The following is a 22216-nucleotide window of genomic DNA, read 5'->3' as shown; positions in this document are numbered from 1 at the left end:
CCGTTGAAAACGTGAGCATAATCGCATCCGAACCCTCGACTGAACGTGCCGTCGACGCTCCGGCCGACCCCCGCTCTGGCCTCGTGCTCGACCCCTCCCAACAGGCTGTTGTCCGCCTGCCCGACGGCGTCTGCGGCGCGGTCATCGGCGCGCCAGGCAGCGGCAAGACGACGACTCTGGTCGAAGTGGTCGCCGACCGGGTGCTGGGCCGCGGCTACTCACCGAGTGAGGTGCTCGTGCTGGTTCCGACGCGGTCGGGCGCCGCGACGCTGCGCGATTCGCTGGCCCTCCGACTGGGGGTTCCGACCCAGGGTCCACTTGCGCGCACCGCGAACTCTGTCGCATTTCAGATCGTGCGAGACTCCGTCGCCCGTTCCGGAGGAGTCAGCCCGACGCTGCTCACCGGGGGCGAGCAAGACCAGATCATCGCCGAACTCCTGCAGGGCCATCTCGACGAGAGAACCGGGCCGACCTGGCCGGCGACGCTCGGTCCAGAGGTCAGACGCTTGCGTGGATTTCGTACCGAGCTGCGCGATCTGATGATGCGCGCCGTCGAATATGGCGTGTCGCCCGAGCGTCTCGCCAACTGGGGCCGCCAGACGAATCGACCGGAGTGGGCCGCCGCCGCCGAGTTCATCCGCGGCTACGAAGAGGTGAAAGACCAGACGCGACCTGGGCAATACGATTCCACCGAACTCGCCCAATTCGCCACCGCGCTGGTGCACGCTGCCCCGGCGGGCGTCGCAGGGCGCTCGGCGCTCGGCGCCCTGGCCGACCTGCGTTTGATCATTCTCGACGACGCGCAAGAGGCCACCCAGGCCACCCTCGCGTTGCTCGCCCAGTTCGCGGCTCGCGGCGTCGCGATTCTGGCCGTCGGCGACCCCGACTTGTCGACCGGGTCGTTCCGCGGCGCGCACCCGGATGCCCTCGGTCGGCTCGCTGCCTATCTCGGTCGTTCCGACGTTCAGTCCTTCACCCTCGGCTCTGTCTATCGGCACGGGAGCGCCGTGCGCGCGGTCGTGCGCGAGGCGACGAGCCGGATCGGCACCGCTGCCGCCGGAACGCAGCGTGCCGCGACACTGGCGCGCGCGACGGATGCGACGGACGCCACGGATGCGACGGATGCGACGGATGCGACGGATGCGACGGATGCGACGGACGCCACGGATGCGACGGATGCGGCGGCTGCGGCGGATGCCACCCCCACGGCGCATGCCGGTCCCGATTCCCCCGCCCCGACCGACCTCGTGCAGACGGTCGTGGTGACGAACCCCGCCGAACAGCTCGCCGTCATCGCCAGACGCCTGCGCGAAAGGCACCTTCTCGGCCGGGTGCCGTGGGGCCAGATGGCCGTCATCGTGCGCACCGGATCACTCGTTCCTGCCCTGTCGAAGGGCCTCGCCTCCCTCGAAGTCCCCACCCAGGTGGCCAGCGCGCAGACCGCGCTCCGCGACGAGGCTGCGGTCGGCGCGTTCATCCTCGCGCTCGAGGTGACCCTCGGCCGCAAGCCCCTCGATGCCGTGGCCGCGACCGCGTTGCTCGGCGGGCCGCTCGGCGGACTCGACCCGATCACCCTGCGGCGCCTCCGGGCGGCCCTTCGGCAGCAGGAGCTCAACGCCGACGGCGTGCGCAGCGCCGATGAGCTGCTTGTTGAGGCTCTCCAGGTGGCCGATGCGCTGGACACGATCGACAACCGCACCGCCCGCAAAGCCACAGCCTTCGGCGCGAGCCTGCGCGCCGCATCCGCCGAATTCGAGGCCGGCGCGACCATCGAGGAGCTGCTCTGGGGGCTCTGGCAGCGCAGCCGGCTCGCCGAGATCTGGTTCGAGCAGTCGGCGGGCACCGGCATCGTCGCCGACGAGGCGAACCGCAACCTCGACGCCGTCGTCGCGCTGTTCTCCGCCGCGCAACGCTTCGTCGAGCGCACCCCGCATGCGCCGCCCGTGCTTTTTCTCGAGCACCTCGTCGACACCGATGTCCCAGAAGACACCCTCGCTCCGCGTGCCCAGAATGACGCGGTCATCGTCTCGACTCCGAGCGCGGTGATCGGGCGCGAGTTCGACCTCGTGGTGCTCGCCGGCGTGCAAGAGAACGTCTGGCCCGATCTGCGTGTGCGCGGTTCGCTCCTCGGCGCGGGAGATCTCGCCTCCCTCGCCAGCCACCAAGACCCGCAGGCGACAGACGCCCGCACCGGCGTTCTTCACGACGAGTTGCGCATGTTCGCTCAGGCCGCCTCGCGCGCTCGTCACGAGGTCTTCGTGACGGCGATCGCCAATGAAGACAACCAGCCATCGGTGTTTTTGCGGCTGCTACCCGAGCCGGACTCGAGCCCAGAGACGCTGGGCCGCTACCCCCTGTCGTTGCGCGGCATGGTGGGCCGGTTGCGCCGCGACCTCACCACGGCGGTCGGCCCGCGGGTGAGCGACGATCAATTCACCAGCCGCCGCGCCAACGACGCCGCAGCCACCCTGGCCAGGCTCGCCCGCGAAAGCGTCGCGGGGGCGCACCCCGACGAGTGGTACGGCCTCCAGACGCAGAGCACCCTGCGCCCGCTCAACGACCCACAGCCCTCCGTCGACGCCCAGGGCGAGGAGCAGGCCGGTGACGACCCGGTGCGCGTCTCCCCGTCGAAGATGGCCTCCTTCGAGGCGTGCCCACTGCACTGGATGATCGGCCAGGTCGGCGGAGGTGGCAGCAACACTGCCGCGAACCTCGGCACGATCATCCACAGTGTGATGGAGCGGGCGACGGATGTGACGTCAGAGGCACTGTGGACGGGCGTCAACGAGCGTTGGGATGAGCTCGTCTTCGACGCCGAGTGGCAGTCGCGGGTGGCGAAGCTGGAGGCGCGCGCGTTGACCGACCGCCTCGCGAGTTACCTGAGTGATTTCGATCGCGATGGCGGAACCCTGCTGAGCGCCGAGGGCAAATTCACCCTCGACGTCGGGGGCGCCATCCTGTCGGGCACCGTCGACCGGGTCGAGCAGCTGAGCGACGGCCGTGCGGTCATCGTCGATCTGAAGACCGGCAAAGGCGACCCGATCAACGACGCCGGCGTCGCCGATCATCCGCAGCTCGGCGCCTATCAGCTGGCCTTTCAGGAGGGCGCGATCGCCGGTGTTCCCGACGGAACCGACCTCGCCGGCGCCCGGCTGGTCATCGTCTCGTCGGGAACGCAGAAGAAGAACTACCGCAACCCGACCCAGCAACCCTTCACTCCAGACGAACTCGACGCCTTCCGCACCCGCGTCAAGAACGACGCCGTCGGAATGGGCGGCGCCGTTTTCGTCGCCGAAATCGCCTCGCACTGCCTCGACCCGTGGTCGTTCGGGTCCTGCCGCCTTCACATCATCAAGCAGGTCAGCTCATGAGTCCCGATGCCCAGAACTCTGCACCCAAGGGCCCTGCACCCCAGATCTCCGCGCTCCAGATCGCTGAGGCGCTCGGGATGTTCCCGCCCACGACTGAGCAACAGGCGGTCATCGAAGCGCCCCTCGCCCCGACCCTCGTCGTCGCCGGGGCCGGAAGCGGCAAGACCGAGACCATGGCGAACCGGGTGCTCTGGCTGCTGGCCAACGGTCACGCCAGGCCCGACCAGATTCTCGGCCTCACCTTCACCCGCAAGGCAGCAGGAGAGCTCGCCCAGCGCATCAACGGCCGTATCGAACAGCTCGACGCGGCCGGGCTGCTGCCGAGCCGCCAACCGAGCACCGAACCGGGCACCGCGCCTGGCCCTGACGTGTCGATCGAGGGCGCACGTGACGGCTCAGACTTGTTCAACACGCCGACGGTCTCCACATACAACTCCTTCGCCAGCCGCCTATTCAGCGACAACGCCCTTCTGCTCGGCCGCGAACCTGAATCGGTGCTGCTCACCGAGACGTCGGCGTGGCTCTTGGCGCGCAGCGTCGTGATCCAGCATGGCGATGACCGCCTCGTTCCCTTCGGCAAGAAGCTCGATGCGGTGACGGATGCCGTGCTGCAGTTCAGCCGGGTGCTCGCCGAGAACCCGCCCCCGTTTGTGCCCGGCGAGGAGCAGCGCCCTCACGACCTGGCCGGCCTGGCCGATAGCTTTGGTTATTTGGCCGATCTGCCCTACGGCTCCGCCCGCAAGACGAAGCCATACGACTCGGTCGTCGAGTCGCTGGCCGCCGTCGCGCCGCTGCCGATCCTGGCCGAGCTGGCCGACCTCTACCAGGCCGAGAAGCGGCGGCAGGGGCTGATCGAGTTCTCCGACCAGGTCTCCCTCGCCTTGCAGGTCTGCCAGCGCGTCGAACGGGTCGTTGCCGGCTATCGCGACCAGTACCGCATCGTGCTGCTCGATGAGTATCAAGACACCTCTGTGCTGCAGACCGAACTGCTGAGCACCCTGTTCGCCCATCACCCGGTGATGGCCGTCGGCGACCCGCACCAGTCGATCTATGGGTGGCGCGGCGCCAGCTCAGCCAACCTGCTCGGCTTCTCGATGGACTTCGCGAACCGCGCCAACTGTGACGCGCCGACGATGTCGCTGTCGTACACCTGGCGCAACCCGTCTGCGGTGCTGGATGTCGCCAACGCGCTCGTCTCGCCGCTCTCCGACGCGCTGCAGGCCAAGCCCAACGGCATCCAGGTCGACACCCTCAAAGTGCCGGCCGGCAAAGAGGCGGGTCGCGTCGAAGCCGCTCTGGCCGAGACCCTGGCCGAGGAGGCCGCGATCGTCGCCCGTTGGTTCGCCGAACGGCTCACGGTCGGCAGCGGCAAGACCGGGGCGATGCTGTTTCGGGCCCGCCGCGAGATGGAACTCTTTGCCGATGTGCTGCGCGCCCACGGCGTGCGAGCGCATGTGCTCGGGCTCGGCGGGTTGCTCTCCACCCCCGAGGTCGCGGATGTCGTCAGTGTGCTGCGCGTCGTGCACGACCCGGCCTCTGGCAGCGAGCTGATCAGGCTCCTGACCGGCGGCCGCTGGCGGATCGGACCACGCGACCTGCAGGCCCTGGCCGGCGTGGCCAGTTGGCTTGCCGCGCACGACTGGGCGCAGCAGGCGCTGAGCGATGAACTCAAGGCCAAGCTGCGTGCATCGGTCGGCGACGAGGAGACCAGCTCGCTCGTCGACGCCCTCGACTTCGTGGCCACCGCGTCAGACAGCCACAGCCAGCTCGCCGGATTCAGCGACGCCGGGCGGGAGCGGTTGCGCGCCGCCGGACGTCAACTGGCTTGGTTCCGGTCACGAGCCGGTTTGCCGCTCTTGGACTTCGTGCGGCTGATCGAGCAAGAGATTCTGCTCGACGTCGAACTCGTCGCCAACGAGACATTCGGGCTCGGCCATGCCAACCTCTATGCGTTCCACGACTGCATTTCTGCGTTTCTTGACAGCGATGAACACGGCACCCTCGGCAGCTTTCTGCGCTGGCTCGGCCGGGCCGAACGCCAAGACGACATGGGTCCCCGCGGCGAGGCCGCCGAGGCAGATGCCGTGCAACTGCTCACCATTCACGGCTCCAAAGGCCTGGAATGGGACTACGTGGCGATTCCGAACCTGGCCGAGAAGAGCCTGCCGGCCGCGGCTCGTGACGGCGCCGGCTGGTTGCGCTTCGGCGAACTGCCCTACCCGATGCGTGGTGACAGAGACGAGCTTCCCGAACTGCGCTGGAGTGAGCACGACACCCAGCTCTCGTTCGATGCCGAGTTCAAGGAGTACAAGGCCGCGCTGACCGAGCGCCACGAAGCCGAGGAGCGCCGACTGATCTACGTCGCCACGACGAGAGCGCAGCAGGAACTGCTGCTCACCGGCGCATTCTGGGCGAACGGAACCACCCAGCGCACGGCCAGTCGGTACCTCGTCGAACTCGTCGACGCCGGGCTGATTCCGCAGCTGCCTGCCGCGAGTGAGTTCGACGAGAAACCGGAGAGCGCCGCAGAAAGCGACGACCGCTGGCCGTTCGACCCACTCGGCACCCGCCGTGCCGTTGTCGAGACCGCTGCCGGGTTCGTGACGCGTGCCCTGGAGTCTCCGGTGGATGTCGACACCGCGTGGTCGCGCGACGTCACCTTGCTGCTCGAGGAACGGGCGTTGCGCCTGTCGGGATCTGCCGTCGTTCCACTGCCGACGCGCATCCCAGCCTCGCGGTTCAAAGATTATGTCGATGACCCGGCCGCGGTGGCGGCCGGGCTTCGCCGCCCGATGCCCGAGCGGCCATACCGGGCGACCCGGCTCGGCACGCTATTCCACTCCTGGGTCGAAACGCGGTCGGGAGGCGGCGCATCCGCTGATTTGATCGATGTCGGATTCGGCGAGCTCGACCTCGACTTCGATCTCGTCGATGAGGCCGGTGCGACCGGCATCGGCGTGCCCGATGAGGCCGGCCTCACCAACGACGCCGCCGTGGAGCTCGCTCGTCTGCAGCAAACGTTTGAACATTCGCCGTGGGGGAGCCTGCAGCCAGAAGAGGTCGAGATCGAGATTCACCACGTGTTGGCCGGCCAGGTGTTCATCTGCAAGCTCGACGCGGTCTATCGCACCGCGACGGGCTATCAGGTGGTCGATTGGAAGACCGGCAAGGCGCCGAAGAACGCGGCAGACCTCGAACTCAAGCAGACCCAGCTGGCGTTATACCGCCTGGCCTACGCCAGCTGGAAGGGCATCGATCCCGAACTCGTCGACGCCGTGTTCTACTTCGTCGCCGACGACACCATCGTCGCTCCCGTTCGGCTTTACTCCGAGGAAGACCTCGTCGAGGCCTGGGCCTCGGTGGAGCGAGCAGTCAGTTCTTCAATGTCTTCGAAGGAGTAGGCGACAGTCGCATTCGGGTCGCCTTCTCCGTCGAGTTCGGCGAACGGGTCGGAGAGGGTGCGTGCGGTTGAACCCTCGTCAGAGGTGCCGTGCGATTCGCTGTCCGGCGCGTCATCCGAGGTTGCCGAGAGCGAGTCGGGCGCCTTCTCGACCTCGTTGTCCGCGGGCAGGCGGAGCGATGCGAACTCTGAACGGTCGAAGCTGTCGGTGAGCATCGCTGAGCCGTGTGGCGCACCACCTGCGTCGCGACCGAGCGCGCTGTGCGGTGTCGCGTCGAGAAGAGTCTCCACGTCGGCGACGCCGAGAACCGGGCCGGTGTCAGTCGACAGCGACTCCATCGTGTTGCTGTGAACCGTCTCGACGAGTCCGTCGAGCATCGTGACGGCATCGTCGACGATCTCCTGGTTGCGTGTGTCTGAACCGTGCAGCAGCCAGCGGGCCAATTCCAGTTCGGCGTAGAGCAGAGCACGCTGGGTGAGGCAGGGGTCGCCGCCCTGGCGGGCAGCCAGGTACGCGGCGATTGCGGTCTCAGCCGCTTCACCGCGAGCCGCGAGCAGCCAGTTCAAGTCGCGGGCGGGGTCGCCGACTCCGAGGCCGGACCAGCCGAGAATGCCGGAGACTGCATCGTCGACGATCAAAAACGACTCGTCGGAGAGCGTGCCGTGAACAACCGTCGGCGCGAACTGCCAGAGCGAGTCATCGTCGGTGGCCTGCTCCCAGCGGCGCAACAGCGCAGCGGGCAGATAGCCGGTTTCAGCAGCCCGGTCGATCAACGCGATGGTGCTGGTGCGGCAGTCGAGCGCGGTCTGCTGGGGGAGGCCGGCGTCGGCGATGAACGCGGTCGGCAAGCCATGGATGGCGGCGATCGCGCGACCGATCGAGCCTGAGACTCCGACATGGCCGGTCAGGGCGTCGGTCTCAAATGAGTCGCCGGGCAGCAGCTCGTAAAGAATTGCGCGGGTCGGGCCGGCCGGAGCCTGGCCGACGAACTCCGGCACATCGAACGGCAGCCTGCTGCGATTGCCGACGGTGAGCGCACGCAGCGCCACGAGATCGGCTGACTGCTCAGTCTCGGCTGCTTGGGAGCGCGGAACCCGAATGATGAGCTCGCGCCCGTCGCGGTCGATGATGAGCGCGGAATCGAAAAGTCCGTGGGCGCGCTGGCTGTGCGCGCGAGCCTGGGCGACGTCGAGCCCAGGCAGGGCGGAGGTGGCCAACGCGGCTAGAGTGAGATGGGATCTGGCCATGCCTTCTAGGTTAGGTCGAGTTGCGTTCGTCGCGCGCATACGCCACGCCAGCACAGAATTTCGGCGCACCAGCCCCGGACTCGAAGGGGACACCGTGTCATTCGACTTTTCAGCGCAGCTTCCGCTGTCTCGCCATGCGATGAACAGGGATCACGCAGCCAGAGGCAACCCCGATTTTCTCGGGCAACTCTGGGCGGATGCGGCCACACGCGTCATACCGCTCTGGCGCGGTCGGGCCCTTCTGGTCACCGATGACGGTGCCGATGACTCCGCTGCTGCAGCCGCCGACTCGGCCGCCCCGCGTCTCGCCCTGCTCCCACCCGAGCAGATCGGAGATGACAGCTTGCTCGTCTACCTCGGACGCTCGCTCGACGCCGATTCGGCCGAACCGGTCGGAACGCCGATCATTGCCGCCCGCCTGAGTGACGACGTCGCTGCCGCGCTTCACCCCGATGAGTCACAGTGGGTGTCGCTGCGCACGGTTGCCGCCACGCTCTCCGACCGAGACGCCGGAGCGTTCGCCGAAGCGATCGGGGTCGTCAACTGGCACGACTCACACACCCATTGCCCGCGCTGCGGAGCCGCGACTGCGGTCGAAGACAGCGGCTGGACCCGCCGGTGCCCGCTCGACGGTAGCCAGGTGTTTCCGCGCACCGACCCGGCAGTGATCGTGCTCATCACCGACAATGACGATCGGGTTCTGCTCGGCTCGAACGCCATGTGGGAGAACAACCGCTACTCGCTGCTCGCCGGATTCGTCGAACCGGGGGAATCGCTCGAAGCCGCCGTGCTTCGTGAAATGCACGAAGAATCGGGGTTGCGGGTGACCGACGCGACCTATCGCGGCTCGCAGCCGTGGCCGTTCCCCGCCTCGATCATGTGCGGATTCACCGCGCGGCTGGCCGACGATCAATCGCCGGCAGATCTGCTGCCCGACGGCGAAGAGATTCTCGACCTTCGCTGGTTCAGTCGGGCCGAATTGCGGGCCGAAGCGACAAGCATCCTGCTGCCCGGCCCGTCGTCGATCGCTCGAGCGCTGCTCGATCGGTGGCTGAACGAAGACCTCAGCGAAGAGCCGACCCCCGCCATCGAAACCTGGCAGGCCACCCGATGAGCTCAACACCCGACGCGCTTCTCGCCGGACTCGACGACCAGCAACGGGTCGCCGCCGAAGCCTTGACCGGACCGGTGTGCATGCTCGCCGGCGCCGGAACCGGCAAGACCCGCGCGATCACCCACCGGATCGCGTACGGCGTGACCACGGGCGCCTACGCGCCCAACCGGGTGATGGCACTCACATTCACCTCGCGGTCTGCCGCAGAGTTGCGCGGCCGACTGCGCCAACTCGGTGCCGGCGGCGTCGCGGCGCGCACCTTTCACGCCGCCGCGCTGTCTCAACTCAACTACTTCTGGCCGCACGTTGTCGGCGGTCAGGTTCCGCGCCTGCTCGACGGCAAGGGGCGCCTGCTCGGTCACGCCGCCGAGGTGCTCAAGCTCAAACTCGACACTCCGACACTGCGCGACTTGGCCGCTGAAATCGAATGGCGCAAGGTCTCTGGCCTGAGCATCGAGCAGTATGCGGCAGGGATTTCGTCGCGCACCCTGCCCGGTCGGCTTGACGTCGACCAGGTCGCCGCCCTGCAAGAGACCTACGAGCGACTAAAAGACGAGCGCAAACAGCTCGACTTCGAAGACGTGCTGCTGGCCATGGCCGGCATGATCGAGAATGAGCCGTCGGTCGCCTTTCAGGTGCGCGAGCAGTACCGCTTCTTCGTGGTCGATGAGTACCAGGACGTCTCGGCGTTGCAGCACGACCTGCTCACCCTGTGGCTCGGCGATCGTCGAGACCTCTGTGTGGTCGGCGACGCCAGCCAGACCATTTACTCCTTCGCCGGCGCCCGCAGCGAGTATCTGCTCGATTTTCCGAAGCACTACGAGGATGCGACGGTGGTGCGCCTCGAGCAGAACTACCGGTCCACGCCGGCCATCGTCGCCACCGCGAACCAGCTGATGCGTGGGCGCGCCGGTGCACTGACCCTGCAGGCCGCCGTGCGACAGGCCGGCCCCGAACCGACGGTGCGCGACTTTCCGACCGACATGGCCGAAGCCCGCGGGGTGGCCCAGCAGATTCTCGAGCTGATCGAAGCCGGGACTCCGCCCGAGAAGATCGCCGTGTTGTACCGACTCAACGTGCAGGCTGCGGCACTCGAGACGGCGCTCGGCGATGTCGGGGTGAGCTTTCTGATTCGGGGGTCGAAGCGGTTCTTCGACCTGCCAGAGGTGAAGCAGGCGGTGATGCAGCTGCGCGCGGCATCCGTCTCAATCGTCGGAGAGCCCCTCTTCAAATCGGTCAGTGACGTGCTGCGCTCGCTCGGCTGGAGCCAGACCGCGCCCGAAGCGCCGGGGTCGGTGCGCGACAGGTGGGAATCGCTCAATGCGCTGATGGGCCTGGTCGATCAGGCGCCGGCGGGCACCACGTTCCGGCAGTTCACCGACGAATTGATGGAACGCCAGGCCGGCCAGCACGAACCGACGGTCTCGGCCGTCACCCTCGCCACGATGCACTCGGCGAAGGGCCTCGAATGGGAGGCGGTCTTCGTGATCGGTCTGTCAGAGGGACTCGTGCCGATCAGCTATGCCACCAGCTTCGAGCAGATCGATGAAGAACGCCGCTTGTTGTACGTCGGCGTCACGCGGGCGAGACGGATGCTGGCGCTCAGTTGGTCGGGATCAGGCCGCGATCAGCGCGCCCCGCGGGAACGCTCGCGATTTCTGACAGAGCTCGGCATCCGCAGCGCTCGTGCGGCTGGTGCGCGCGGCGCGTGAGCTGACCCGTCGCCGCGTCGAGGACGAATGACACCGCGGCCAGCTCGGAGCTGCCGGTTTCGACCCGATCGGCGACGATCCCGGCGACCAATGCGGTGACGTCCATGCTGATTCGCGCGGTTTCGGTGGGGGCGAGGCGATCGGAGAGCTGATAGGCGATCGCCGGCCAGGCCGGGTCGGCGTCAATATGGTGAAGCTCGACGCAGTACAGACACGGCCCGACTCCCGGTTCGACGAACGGGCCGATGTTCACGTCGCGGTCGCCGAACAGCACCGGCAGGTGGCGGATGTCGCGGCGCAACCACCGCCCGTGCCGACGCGGGTCGAGCGCATAGTTTCCGATCACGACGGCGACCGCGGCCGTCGGTGCCGGTAGCGGCGGCGGTGGCGGTGCCGTTCCGGTCGGCGCGGCTCCGGGAGGCGCGAATGCGTGAAGGTGACGATTCGTGCCGTGATTCGGACTGCGCGCGGGGTCGACGAGGGGGTCGAGCGGGTCGACCGGGGCGAGGGGATCGACGGGGGAGGCCGCGAGCACCGGAATCCCGAGGCCGGTGAGGGACCGCGCGATCCCATCGGCCGTCGGTCCGACGCCGTCGATGCAGACCAGGGTGTGGGTGGGACGCTCTGGCACGCATTCCGGCTCGGTGCGGGGATCTGACTCCGGGCTGCGATCATCGCCGGTCGCGATCAAGGCAGGGCGGAGTGCCCGGAGTAAGCCGGCGAGTTCGGCGTCGGTGGCGCCGACCTCTCGGCTCATCATGACGATGCTGGTGCGGGGCAGGCCCACGCGCAGAAGGTTGACCACGCGTTCGAGGGCTGTGGAGACGTGGGTGACCACGGTGACGGGGCGATCAATCCCGATCTGGATGCTGTCGGGTGTGCGCCAGACGACCGGGTACTGGGGGTTCAGTCGGATGACCATGCCCTGATGATGCCTCAGAGCGCGCCGGTGTCGTGCGATCTGTCCACAGGCTGCGTGACCACCCCGTTGGTCGAGGGCGAGCGAGCGACGCGAGCTGCGTGTCTCGAGACCCCGCGAGCCGACGTTCAAACGCAACCCGCGTTCAAAGATCGGCTCACGAGATCTCGAGCGGTGAGGCCGCTGCGCGGCATGGTGGTGAAAGAATCTGACCATTTCGGTGGTCGAGGAGGCCGCCCGCGGCCGTCTCGAGACCTCGCGAGCCGATGTTTGAACGCAACCCGAGTTCAAGGATTGGCTCGCGAGATCTCGAGACGCGTGCTCGCAAGCTCGCGCGCTCCTCGATCAACGAAGTGGCCATTTACCTCATAGACGCGGCCGACTCCGTCGGCTGCTCCTCGATCAACGAGGCGCTACTGCTCGTGCGGCCGATCAGTTCCCTCGTCACGCAACAGGTCTTCCAGCGCCTGGTCGATCTCGTCGAGTACCGGTGCGGCGCCGGACGCGCTCGAGGTGAGCCGGGCAACCAGCGACTGCGGGTCGTCGAGATCTTCAGAGGTCGGCAGAATGTCGGGGTGCGCCCAGAGGGCATCCCGTGCTTCGTTGCCGACGGCATCCGTGACGGCCTGCCACAGGGCTGCCGCATCGCGCATGCGCCGCGGTCGCAGCTCCAAGCCCACGAGAGTCGCGAACGCGGACTCGGCCGGACCGCCCGATGCCCGGCGGCGTCTGACCGTCTCGGCAATGGCGTCGGCCTTGGGCAGTCGGCCCGTCGCCTCGCGCGTGACGACGTCGACCCAACCTTCGACGAGGGCCAGCATCGTCTCGAGACGGGCGAGAGCGGCAAGCTGCGACTCGGTTTTCGGCGGAATCAGCGATCCGTCGACCATGGCCTGGCGCAGTTCTTCGGGGTTCGACGGATCGAACCCTTCGGCCAGATCTTCGAGTTTCGACGAGTCAATGCTGATGCCCCGCGCGAAGTCGGTGATCGAGCTGATCAGGTGAAGTCGCAGCCAGCGTGAGTGGCGGAACAAGCGGGCGTGGGCCAGCTCGCGCACCGCCAGATAGATCTGCACCTGGTCGGTCGGAACATCGAGGCCCTCGCCGAACTCGGCGACGTTCTGGGGGAGCAGAGTCGCCTGCTGCTCGCTGAGCAGCGGAATTCCGACGTCGCCGCCGGAGACGACCTCGCTCGCAAGCTGGCCGATGACCTGGCCGAGCTGCATCGCGAACAGCGTGCCGCCGATGCTGCGCATCATCTGGCTCGCGCTGGCGATCATGCTCTGCAGTTCTTCGGGAGCCTGCTCGGTGAGCACGCGGGTGAGCGAATCGGAGATGCTGTTCGCCACTGGCTCGGCCATCTGGGTCCAGATCGGCGTCGTCGCAGTCACCCATTCCTTGCGCGTCATCAGGCGCGGCGGAGTCGTGAGCTCGGCGACCGAGATCACATCGTCCAGCCAGAGCGCCGCGATGTGGAAGGCGCCGTCGAGCTGCGTGCGCTGCTCGGTCGTCGCGTTGAGCTGGCCGGTTGCCGCGCGCTCCTGGCCCTGCTGCAGGGCGATCTCCCAGTTGATGCCGCCGTCGCCGCTTCCGCGCAACGCTCCCTGGAGCTGATTCATCAGCGCCGCCACACTGGCTGGGTCGTTGGGTAGTCCCGCGGCCCCCGCGAGCTGGCTGGGGTCGATTGACGACTTTCCGCTCAGGATGTCGCGGAGCATGTCCCGAAACTCGTCTTCAGGATTCTGACCCTCACCGGGTCGGGTGTCGTCGTCCACTTCAGGCACCTCTCAGTTGCTTAGTTCTACGCTAGCCCCCGAACCCCATCCATGACTGGGAAATGTCCTAGGCTTGAGGGCTCAGGTGTCCGCCTGTCGCGAACATCGCAGGTGCGGATCACTTTCGCGCATCGCCTCCCGCATCGCGGATCCACGGAAGGAGCACGGTGGCTCTTTTCACCGACGATCACACGGGGCTGCACGGTCAGCCCTCCCGCCGACTGCGCGCCGGCTGGATCGTACTTCTCATCGCTGTGCTCTGCGGGCTTCTCCTTGCAATCGTTCCATCGCCCTACGTCGTCGAACAGCCCGGTCCGGTCTTCAACACCCTCGGCTCGGCCAAGAACGCCGACGGCAAGGAGGTGCCGTTGATCACGATCAGCGACGAGAAGACCTATCCGACCGACGGCAGCCTGAACATGCTGACGGTTTCGGTGGTCGGCAATCCAGACCAGCGCCTCAATTGGCTCACCGTCGCCGGCGCCTGGTTCGATTCCACTAAGGCCGTCGTTCCCCTCGAAGCGGTGTTTCCGCCGAACGTGACAACCGAGCAGCGCAATACCGAGAATGAGGCGGCGATGGTCGACTCCCAGAAGGAGGCCGTCGCGGCAGCGTTGACGCACCAGGGCATCTCGTACTCGACGAACGTCGCGGTGATGTCGCTGACGAGCGAATCGCCGGCCACCGGCATCCTGAAACCCGACGACCAGATCATCTCGGTGAACGGCACGCCGATCACCGATATCAGCTCTCTTCGGGCCGCGCTGAAGGCCAACGGTGCGGGACAACCGGCAACGATCGCCATTGTCAGAGACGGCAAGGACGCCACCGTTGAGGTGACGCCCGTCGAGCAGGATGGCGCGGTGATCGCCGGCATCAACGTGAAAACCGACTACGAGTTCCCGTTCCCGGTCTCGATTCAGTTGAACAACGTCGGTGGTCCGAGCGCCGGCATGATGTTCGCACTCGGGATCATCGACAAGCTCACCCCCGAATCGCTGACGGGCGGAGCCGACATTGCCGGTACCGGAACGATCGACCCGGCCGGAACTGTCGGCCCCATCGGCGGCATTCAGCAGAAGATGTTCGGCGCGAAGGGCGCAGGGGCCAAATGGTTCTTGGCTCCCGCCTCGAATTGCAATGAGGTCACCGGACACATTCCCGACGGACTCCGCGTGTTCTCGGTCACGACGCTCGACGAGGCGGTCACCGCACTGGATGCCATCAGTTCTGGAAAGGGTCTGGACGCTCTCCCCACGTGTCCTGTGAGTTGACCGCACGCGCGGTTTAATGAGGGATGCTGTGTGTCGAGGCCTGCCGACGTCGTTGAGTCGGCTGGGTTGAAGCTGGGAATTTTCTCAGGAGCGCTTGTCTAGGATGGTGGCGACCCTGATTCAGTAGAACAAGAGGCCATTTCGTGACATCAGCACCCTCAGCAGACGCTCCACGGCGGAGTCGAGCCCCACTCGCTATTACAGCGGCGATCATCGTGGGGTTGGTGGTCGTGTTCTTCATCGTCGCCGGTTTCTACGCCGACGTTCTCTGGTTCGATCAGCTGGGCTTTCTCAGTGTTCTGACCACCCAATGGCTGGCTGCAGGGGTGTTGTTCCTCGTCGGTTTCCTCGCGATGGCAGTCCCGGTCTGGGTCAGCATCCAGTTGGCCTATCGCCTCCGCCCGATCTACGCGAAGCTGAACTCCCAGCTCGACCGCTACCAGCAGGTCATCGAGCCGCTGCGCCGTCTGGCCATGTGGGGGCTCCCCGCGCTGCTCGGCTTGTTCGCCGGTGTGGCCGCGGCAACGCGCTGGCAGACCACCCTGATGTGGCTGAACCGCACAGAGGTCGGCCGGGTCGACCCGCAGTTCCACTTCGACGTGTCGTTCTTCCTCTTCGATCTGCCCTTCTTCCAGTCGGCACTCGGCTTCGCCTCGGCTGTCGTGTTGATCTGCGCACTCGTCACTGTGGCGACGAGCTACCTCTACGGATCGCTGCGCGTCAGCGGACGTGAGGTTCTGATCTCGAAGGCTGCACGCGTGCAGATCGCCATCACCGCCAGCATCTACCTGCTGCTGCAGGCCATCAGCATCTGGTTCGACCAATACTCGACGCTGACTGACACCAACGACCTGATCACCGGCGCCGGCTACACCGACGTCAACGCCACGATCCCCGGCCGCGCCATCCTCGCCGGAATCGCCGCCGTGGTCGCCATCCTCTTCCTGGTGACCGCGATCATTGGTCGCTGGCGCCTGCCGGTCATCGGCACGGTGCTGCTGATCGTGTCGAGCCTGCTGATCGGTTCGCTGTACCCGTGGGTTGTGCAGCGCTTCCAGGTCGACCCGAGCGCGAAGACGCTGGAGTCCGAATACATTCAGCGCAATATCGACCTCACCCGTGACGCCTACGATCTGTCGAAAATCGACGTCGTTCCCTACAACGCGACGACCACCGCGGAGCCCGGCGCACTGCGCGCCGACGCCGAGACCACGGCCAACATCCGTATTCTCGACCCGGCCATCGTCAGCGATGCCTTCAGCCAGCTTGAGCAGTTCAAGCAGTACTACCAGTTCCCGTCGAACCTGGACGTTGACCGGTACACGATCGACGGCAAGTCTCAGGACACCGTTGTCGCGGTGCGCGACCTCAAGCTCGAGGGCCTGAACGCGGGCAACACCTGGGTGAACTCGACTGTCGTCTACACCCACGGTTACGGTGTGGTGGCGGCCTATGGCAACCAGCGCACTGTCGATGGCCAGCCCGTGTTCCTGGAGTCGGGCATCCCGAGCGTTGGCTCGCTCGGCAAGTATGAGCCGCGCGTCTACTTCGGTGAGACGTCGCCGCCCTACTCGATCGTCGGCGCTCCGAAGGGCTCCAAGCCCGTCGAACTCGACTATCCTTCGGGAACCGATGGCGCGCAGCAGACCTACACGACCTTCACGGGCAACGGTGGGCCGAAGCTCGACAACGTGTTCAAGAAACTGATCTACGCGCTCAAGTTCCAGTCTGAGCAGATCTTCCTCTCTGACTCGGTCAACAACGACTCGCAGATCATCTACGACCGTGACCCGATCGAACGGGTGAAGAAGGTCGCGCCGTACCTCACGCTCGACTCTGACGCGTATCCGTCGGTCGTCGACGGCAAGATCAAGTGGATCGTCGATGGCTACACGACGTCGTCGAGCTACCCGTACTCGACGCCGATCGGCCTGAGCGCCGCGACCGCCGACACCGAGAACCCCGCGCAGCCGTACGCACTCGACCAGATCAACTACATGCGCAACTCGGTCAAGGCCACTGTTGACGCCTACGACGGTTCGGTCACGCTCTACGCCTGGGACACCGAAGATCCGATCCTGAAGACCTGGGAGAAGATCTTCCCGTCGACGGTCAAGCCGATGAGTGACATGAGTGGCGACCTGATGAGTCACGTGCGCTACCCGGCTGACATGTTCAAGGTGCAGCGCGCCATGCTCGGCCAGTACCACGTGACCGACCCCGGTTCGTTCTACTCGCACGACGACGCTTGGACCACGCCGAACGACCCCGTGTCGCCTCCGGCCAGCCCGACGCTGCAGCCGCCGTACTTCTTGACGATGCAGATGCCAGACCAGAAGGAACCGGCGTTCTCGATTTACTCGACGTTCATTCCGGATGCCTCCGGTGCGACGAGCCGTAACGTTCTGACCGGCTACCTGTCGGCCAACGCCGACGCCGGTTCGACGAAGGGCGAACGCTCTGCCGACTACGGAAAGCTGACTCTGCTCACGCTGCCGAAGGACGACACGGTGCCCGGCCCCGGCCAGGTGCAGGCCAAGTTCAACGCCGACCCTGTTGTCTCGACGCAGCTCAACCTGCTGAAGCAGGGCCAGTCGAAGGTGCTCAACGGCAACCTGCTCACCTTGCCCGTCGGAGGCGGTCTGCTCTACGTGCAGCCCGTCTACGTGCAGTCGACCGGTGGCGGCGGATACCCGCTGCTGCAGAAGGTGCTGGTGGCATTCGGTGACCAGATCGCCTTCGAAGACACTCTCGATACGGCACTCAACGTGCTATTCGGTGGTGTTTCTGGAGCAAACGCCGGTGACACGAAGGTGGCGCCGTCGACGGGAACCACCCCGGGCACGGGTACGGCTCCGGGCAACGGTACGACGCCTGACACCTCAACCGGCAACCCCGCGACGGATGCTGAACTGCGCAGCTTGCTCGAAGTGGCAAAGCAGGCCATGACGGAGAAGCAAGCCGCACTGGCATCCGGCGACTTCGCCGCATACGGTGCCGCCGACAAGAAGCTCTCCGACACCATCGCGAAAATGCTCGCGTTGCTCGGTCAGTAGCACCTGAAGTACAGCCGCTGATCGGTCTCACCGAGAAGCAGTCTGAGTAGAGGGGCCCGGCGGGCGTGGACATCCACATCCTGCCGGGCCCTTCTCGTTTCGCCCGGCCGGGGCGGGAGTCGAGCCTGACAGCGCCCATCGAGCCCCGCGCGTGCGCTTAAAACGTCGCTGGATGCCGCCGGGAGGCGACGTTTTGGGCGCACGCGCGGAGAAAGATCGCACGGAAGAGCCCGAATGGGGGACTTGTGGTTCGAGGCCGATGCAGGGTGTGGTAACTTTGTTCTTGTAGCGCGGGGTGGAGCAGTTCGGTAGCTCGCTGGGCTCATAACCCAGAGGTCGCAGGTTCAAATCCTGTCCCCGCAACAGATGGTGCAGATGCACCCGATGGCCCGGAATCATTCGATTCCGGGCCATTTGTCATTTCAGTGTCGGCGAGTCAGTGCCGGCGGTGAAATTCGCTTCCGTCCACTTCTCACAGCTCGAGGTTAGGACGATCGGATGCGTCATCCGACCACGCGATCCGGCCGACCGATTCCTCGAGTTCGAGGTCGGCGGCGCGTGCGTGGTGGATGTAGTCGTCGGCCCAGTTCATGAGGGCATCGCCCTTCTCGTGGAAGCCCGACAGGAGCGCGCCGTGCAGCCCGAGCCAGGCGGCGAAAGCGAACGGGCCCTCCAGCTGATGGCGGTGAGGGCCAACCTCGGCGACCGCGGCGTTGCGGCCGATCATCGCCATGATCCCTTTGTCGTGGTAGTGGAACGGAGTAGGGGCTTTCCCCTCCCGGAGCGCGCGGATGTTCTTGGCTACCCAGGTACCCGACTGCTGGGCGACCGACCCGAGCTGGGGGAACGTCCCGCCGGCCGGGTCCGGCACGTTCGCGACATCGCCGATCGCGAACACGTCAGGATGTCCGGGAACGGTCAGGTCGGCGGCGACGTCGATGCGTCCGCCTCGGCCGGGCGTGATGCTGCTGGAGGCCACGAGCGACGCACCTGAAATGCCGCCCGCCCAGATCACGGTGTCGGTCGCGACCGTCGAACCATCTGACAGGGTCGCCGAATCGATGTCCACGGAGGACACGGCGACGCCGAACGTCACGTCGACGCCCATCTTGGTGAGCTTTCCCAGCGCGTAGCGGTGCGAGCGATCCGTGAACGGCGCGAGCAGTACTTTCCCGAGTTCAACCAGGCGCACCGTCGCCCGCCCGACGAGCTTGCCGTCGTCCAGAAGAGCCCGGAAGAGCTCGGCGAGGGCTCCTGCGATCTCCACACCGGTCGCTCCACCGCCGCAGATGACGACGGTCAAAGCACCGTCACTGTCTGGCTTGCTCAGCTCGCGAAGCCGATCGCGGAGGTGCCGGCGAAGCAGCTCGGCGTCTCGCACCGTGTACAGAGGGAAGGCATGCTCGGCGGCCCCTGGGACGCCGAAGAAGTTCGCCTGCGAACCCGCCGCGAGAACAAGTTGATCGGCAGGGCCGAAGGTGCGGGCATCCGTCGTGACGGTTCTCATGCCCACATCGATCGCGGTGACCTCGCCGGTGACGACGGTGACCTGCGCTCGGTCCCGGAACATTCTGGCGAGCGGTCGGGCGATGTCCTCCGCCGGAAGCTGCGACGTCGCGACTTGATAAAGCAGGGGCTGGAATTGGGTGTAATCGTGACGATCAATGAGCGTCACGTCGATGCCGTTCTTGGCCAACTCGGAGGCGCAGGCCGCTCCTGCCATTCCGCCTCCTGCAACGATGACGCTCATGGTCCTCCCTTGCGACGGGGCCGAGACGGGCGAAGTTGCACCCTCGTGACCGGCACGAATTCGATTTGGTAAATGGTTGTCATCGTGAAACCGATGTCCGCAATCCCCAGCTGCCACGCCAGGATTCCCCGGGGGCGAGATGTAAAAGATCGACGCCGCTGCGCAGGGCATCCGGCGGGCAGGTCATCGGCTCGATCGCGACTGCGGCGCGGCGGCGCTCGACCTGACCCACCAGGTCCGCCGTGTAGACCATCAGGTAGCGGTAGCCGCCGTCGACCCACAGTTCGACGGCCCGGCCACTGTCCGGATCGAACAGTCGGGCAGTGGCGCGACCATCGAGGTCGTGCGCGAGGTCGCCGAACGCGGTATCCAACTCCTGCGACCGGATCCGCCGAGCCGTGGTGAACTCCCGCGTCGTCCCGGCGATGGGGATCATCGTCGCCCTTTCTGCGGGCTCGTCCGGATCAAGAAAGGCTGTCGCGGGCACGGTCAGCTCGAGGGTGTCCACGGTCTGGCCGAGCGTGAGGTAGGGATGGAATCCGACGCCGAAGGGGGCCGGCTCGGCATCCATGTTGACCGCGGTGAGCGTCACCGTCAGCCCGGATCGGTCCAACAGATAGGTGATCTCGAGTTCGAGCTGCCACTCGTATCCGGGCTGCGGCCGAACCGTGCACGAGAGCGTGACCTGGTTCGGGTCGTGGCGTTGCAGGGACCAGTCCAGCCAGCGCACCAGCCCGTGGATCGCATCGTGCCTGGCAGGCTCGTTGAGCGGAGCCTGGCAGTCCCGCCCGCCGTAGGTGTATCGGCCATCGGTGAGACGGTTCGGCCACGGCGCGAGCACCTGGCCTCGACCATCCGTGCACCGCTTGTCGCTGGGGAAGCCGTCGACGATGTCGCGCCCGTCGACCGTGAAGGCGCGGAGGGTCGCGCCGACCTGGCTGATCTGCGCCTGCGTGTCGCCCCAGGCGATCTGGTACTGCTCGCCCGAGGGTTGCCGTCGCCGTCCCTGTTCCGCTGTCATACTGACGCCATTCGTCGCTGCAACGTCAGCCGAGCCGAGCGAGCAAGTGGTCGCCCACTCGCAGGGCGTTGGCCATCGCGGTGAGGGCGGGATTCACCGCCCCGATGCTGGGGAAGAAGCTCGTGTCGACGACGTACAAGTTGTCCACCTCGTGAGACTTGCAGTCGGTGTCCAACACTGACGTGGTTGGGTCGCTACCGAAACGCACGGTACCGGCCTGGTGGGCGCAGCCTGCGATGGGAATGTCGTTCTTCATGTAGATGTCGCGGGGGATCAGGTGGTCAGGATGCATTCCGAGGTGGCTGAGGTGCTTCTTCACCCGGCGGTAGAGCTGTTCAAGAGGCTCTCGGTTGTTCTGCGTGTAGCTCAGTACGACGTTTCCGTCTTTACCCAGCGTGACGCGATTGTCAGGGTCAGGGAGATCCTCTGCCGAGAGCCAGAAGTCGACAGCGTGTTCCGCCATCTCGCTGAGCGTGAACATAGGCGCGAGCTTGGCGATGTGCTGCTCGCCCCGGTACATCGGAGGCGAGGATTTCCCGACCATCTGCACGCTTCCCATGGGGTACTCGAAGTCGTCGTCGCCGAGGTACCAGTCGTTCAAGCCGAGAGTCTTCTGAAAGCGGGTCTCGTTCTTCTCCACGGAGATGGCGAGGAACGCGCGACTGTTGTGGAAGACATAGTTGCGACCGACCTGATCAGACCCATTGGCAAGCCCATTCGGATGCCTGTCGTTCGCACTGGACAGCAGTAGCTTCGCGGAGTTCGCCGCCCCGGCCGAGACGACGACGATCGCACCGGTGAATCTCTGCTCGATGCCGTCGACGTCCACGACCACTGACGTGACCGTGCGGCCGGACGGATCGGTTTCGAGTCGTCGGACCTCCGCATTGCGCACGAGCGTGACGTTGTCGTGCGCGATTGCGGGGCGCACGCCGATCACGTCGGCGTCGGACTTCGCATGGAGCAGACAGGGGAATCCGTCGCACGTGGCGGAGCGGATGCAGGCGCTGAAGGCCGGGTTCGCCTCATTGAGCATGATCCCGTTGGGGGAGTGGAAAGGATGCAGCCCCGCTTTGCCCAGGCCGTCGAAGAGCTCCTGGATGCGTGGCTCGTGTGACACCGGCGGGTACGGGTAAGGACCGCCGGGCGGGTCCGACGGATCCTCACCGCGGATGCCGTGCACCTGATACAGATCCTCGGCCTGCGCATAGTAGGGTTCGAGGTCGCTGTAGTCGATCGGCCACGCGGGCGAGATTCCGCCGTGATGCTTCAGTTCGCCGAAGTCCGCCTCACGGAGCCGGTACAGCGCCGCTCCGTAGAACTTCGTCGCTCCGCCCACGAAGTAGTGGACCTGGGGCTGGAAGGATTTCCCGTGCTTGTCATACCAGATGTCTTTCGAGACGTAGCGGTTGTCAACGAAGACGGCGGTGGCATCCCAGTTCTCGGCTTCCCGGGGCAGCCAGTCGCCGCGTTCGAGGATCAGCACTCGCTTGCCCGAAGGGGCCAGCCGGTGCGCGAGGGTGCCTCCGCCTGCTCCGGATCCCACGATGATGACGTCATACTCGTCGGGCATGAG

Annotated in this window: 12 protein-coding genes and 1 tRNA gene; 7 read left to right on the top strand and 6 right to left on the bottom strand. The window is 66.2% G+C overall.

Annotation, left to right across the window (positions count from 1 at the left end):
• Positions 1–11: 11 nt before the first annotated feature.
• On the top strand, positions 12–3371 hold the full coding sequence (locus ABD791_RS07110) for an ATP-dependent helicase (protein ID WP_345063895.1): 3360 nt from the start codon (positions 12–14) through the stop codon (positions 3369–3371).
• Entirely contained in the window at positions 3368–6772 is a 3405-nt protein-coding gene (locus ABD791_RS07105) for an ATP-dependent helicase (protein ID WP_345063892.1), read from the top strand. The genes ABD791_RS07110 and ABD791_RS07105 overlap by 4 nt, the downstream gene beginning before the upstream one ends.
• Here the strand turns inward: ABD791_RS07105 and ABD791_RS07100 are convergent.
• The gene (locus ABD791_RS07100; protein ID WP_345063889.1) at positions 6694–8019 is read right to left on the bottom strand and encodes a phosphotransferase; all 1326 of its coding nucleotides are present in this window, start codon (positions 8017–8019) and stop codon (positions 6694–6696) included. The genes ABD791_RS07105 and ABD791_RS07100 overlap by 79 nt on opposite strands.
• A gap of 94 nt (positions 8020–8113) precedes the next feature.
• Between ABD791_RS07100 and nudC the strand changes: the two genes are divergently transcribed.
• The gene (gene nudC / locus ABD791_RS07095; RefSeq protein WP_345063887.1) at positions 8114–9133 is read left to right on the top strand and encodes an NAD(+) diphosphatase; all 1020 of its coding nucleotides are present in this window, start codon (positions 8114–8116) and stop codon (positions 9131–9133) included.
• A complete protein-coding gene (locus ABD791_RS07090; protein WP_345063884.1) occupies positions 9130–10845 on the top strand; it encodes an ATP-dependent helicase in 1716 nt (571 codons plus the stop codon). The genes nudC and ABD791_RS07090 overlap by 4 nt, the downstream gene beginning before the upstream one ends.
• Here ABD791_RS07090 and ABD791_RS07085 read toward each other — a convergent pair.
• Positions 10736–11767 (bottom strand): hypothetical protein, encoded by a 1032-nt coding sequence (locus tag ABD791_RS07085; RefSeq protein WP_345063882.1) that lies wholly within the window; start codon positions 11765–11767, stop codon positions 10736–10738. The genes ABD791_RS07090 and ABD791_RS07085 overlap by 110 nt on opposite strands.
• Positions 11768–12177: 410 nt before the next feature.
• A complete protein-coding gene (locus ABD791_RS07080) occupies positions 12178–13482 on the bottom strand; it encodes a zinc-dependent metalloprotease (RefSeq protein ID WP_345064560.1) in 1305 nt (434 codons plus the stop codon).
• 224 nt (positions 13483–13706) lie between these two features.
• Here ABD791_RS07080 and ABD791_RS07075 point away from each other — a divergent pair, with 224 nt between their 5' ends.
• The 3 genes from ABD791_RS07075 (at position 13707) to ABD791_RS07065 (ending at position 18232) form a co-directional block, all read left to right on the top strand.
• On the top strand, positions 13707–14813 hold the full coding sequence (locus tag ABD791_RS07075; protein WP_345063879.1) for a YlbL family protein: 1107 nt from the start codon (positions 13707–13709) through the stop codon (positions 14811–14813).
• Positions 14814–14956: 143 nt separating this feature from the next.
• Positions 14957–17869: a UPF0182 family membrane protein gene (locus tag ABD791_RS07070; protein ID WP_345063876.1), complete on the top strand. Its 2913-nt coding sequence runs from the start codon at positions 14957–14959 to the stop codon at positions 17867–17869.
• Between the two features lie 289 nt (positions 17870–18158).
• Positions 18159–18232: transfer RNA gene (locus ABD791_RS07065), tRNA-Met, on the top strand.
• Positions 18233–18341: 109 nt separating this feature from the next.
• Here ABD791_RS07065 and ABD791_RS07060 read toward each other — a convergent pair.
• The 3 genes from ABD791_RS07060 to ABD791_RS07050 all read right to left on the bottom strand — a co-directional run bounded on the left by ABD791_RS07060 (position 18342) and on the right by ABD791_RS07050 (position 22213).
• Positions 18342–19619, bottom strand: coding sequence for an NAD(P)/FAD-dependent oxidoreductase (locus ABD791_RS07060; protein ID WP_345063874.1), 1278 nt, complete (start codon positions 19617–19619; stop codon positions 18342–18344).
• Positions 19620–19698: 79 nt separating this feature from the next.
• Positions 19699–20640, bottom strand: a complete 942-nt coding sequence (locus ABD791_RS07055; RefSeq protein WP_345063871.1) for an aldose 1-epimerase family protein — start codon at positions 20638–20640, stop codon at positions 19699–19701.
• Positions 20641–20665: 25 nt separating this feature from the next.
• Positions 20666–22213 carry a GMC oxidoreductase gene (locus ABD791_RS07050; RefSeq protein WP_345063868.1) on the bottom strand — a complete coding sequence of 516 codons (1548 nt, stop codon included), beginning with the start codon at positions 22211–22213 and terminating at the stop codon, positions 20666–20668.
• Between the last annotated feature and the right edge of the window lie 3 nt (positions 22214–22216).

It is taken from the genome of Glaciibacter kafniensis (assembly GCF_039538945.1).
Taxonomy (GTDB): Bacteria; Actinomycetota; Actinomycetes; order Actinomycetales; family Microbacteriaceae; genus Cryobacterium; species Cryobacterium kafniensis.
Note: the sequence above shows the minus strand (reverse complement) of the source record. Positions and strands in the feature narration are given on the sequence as shown.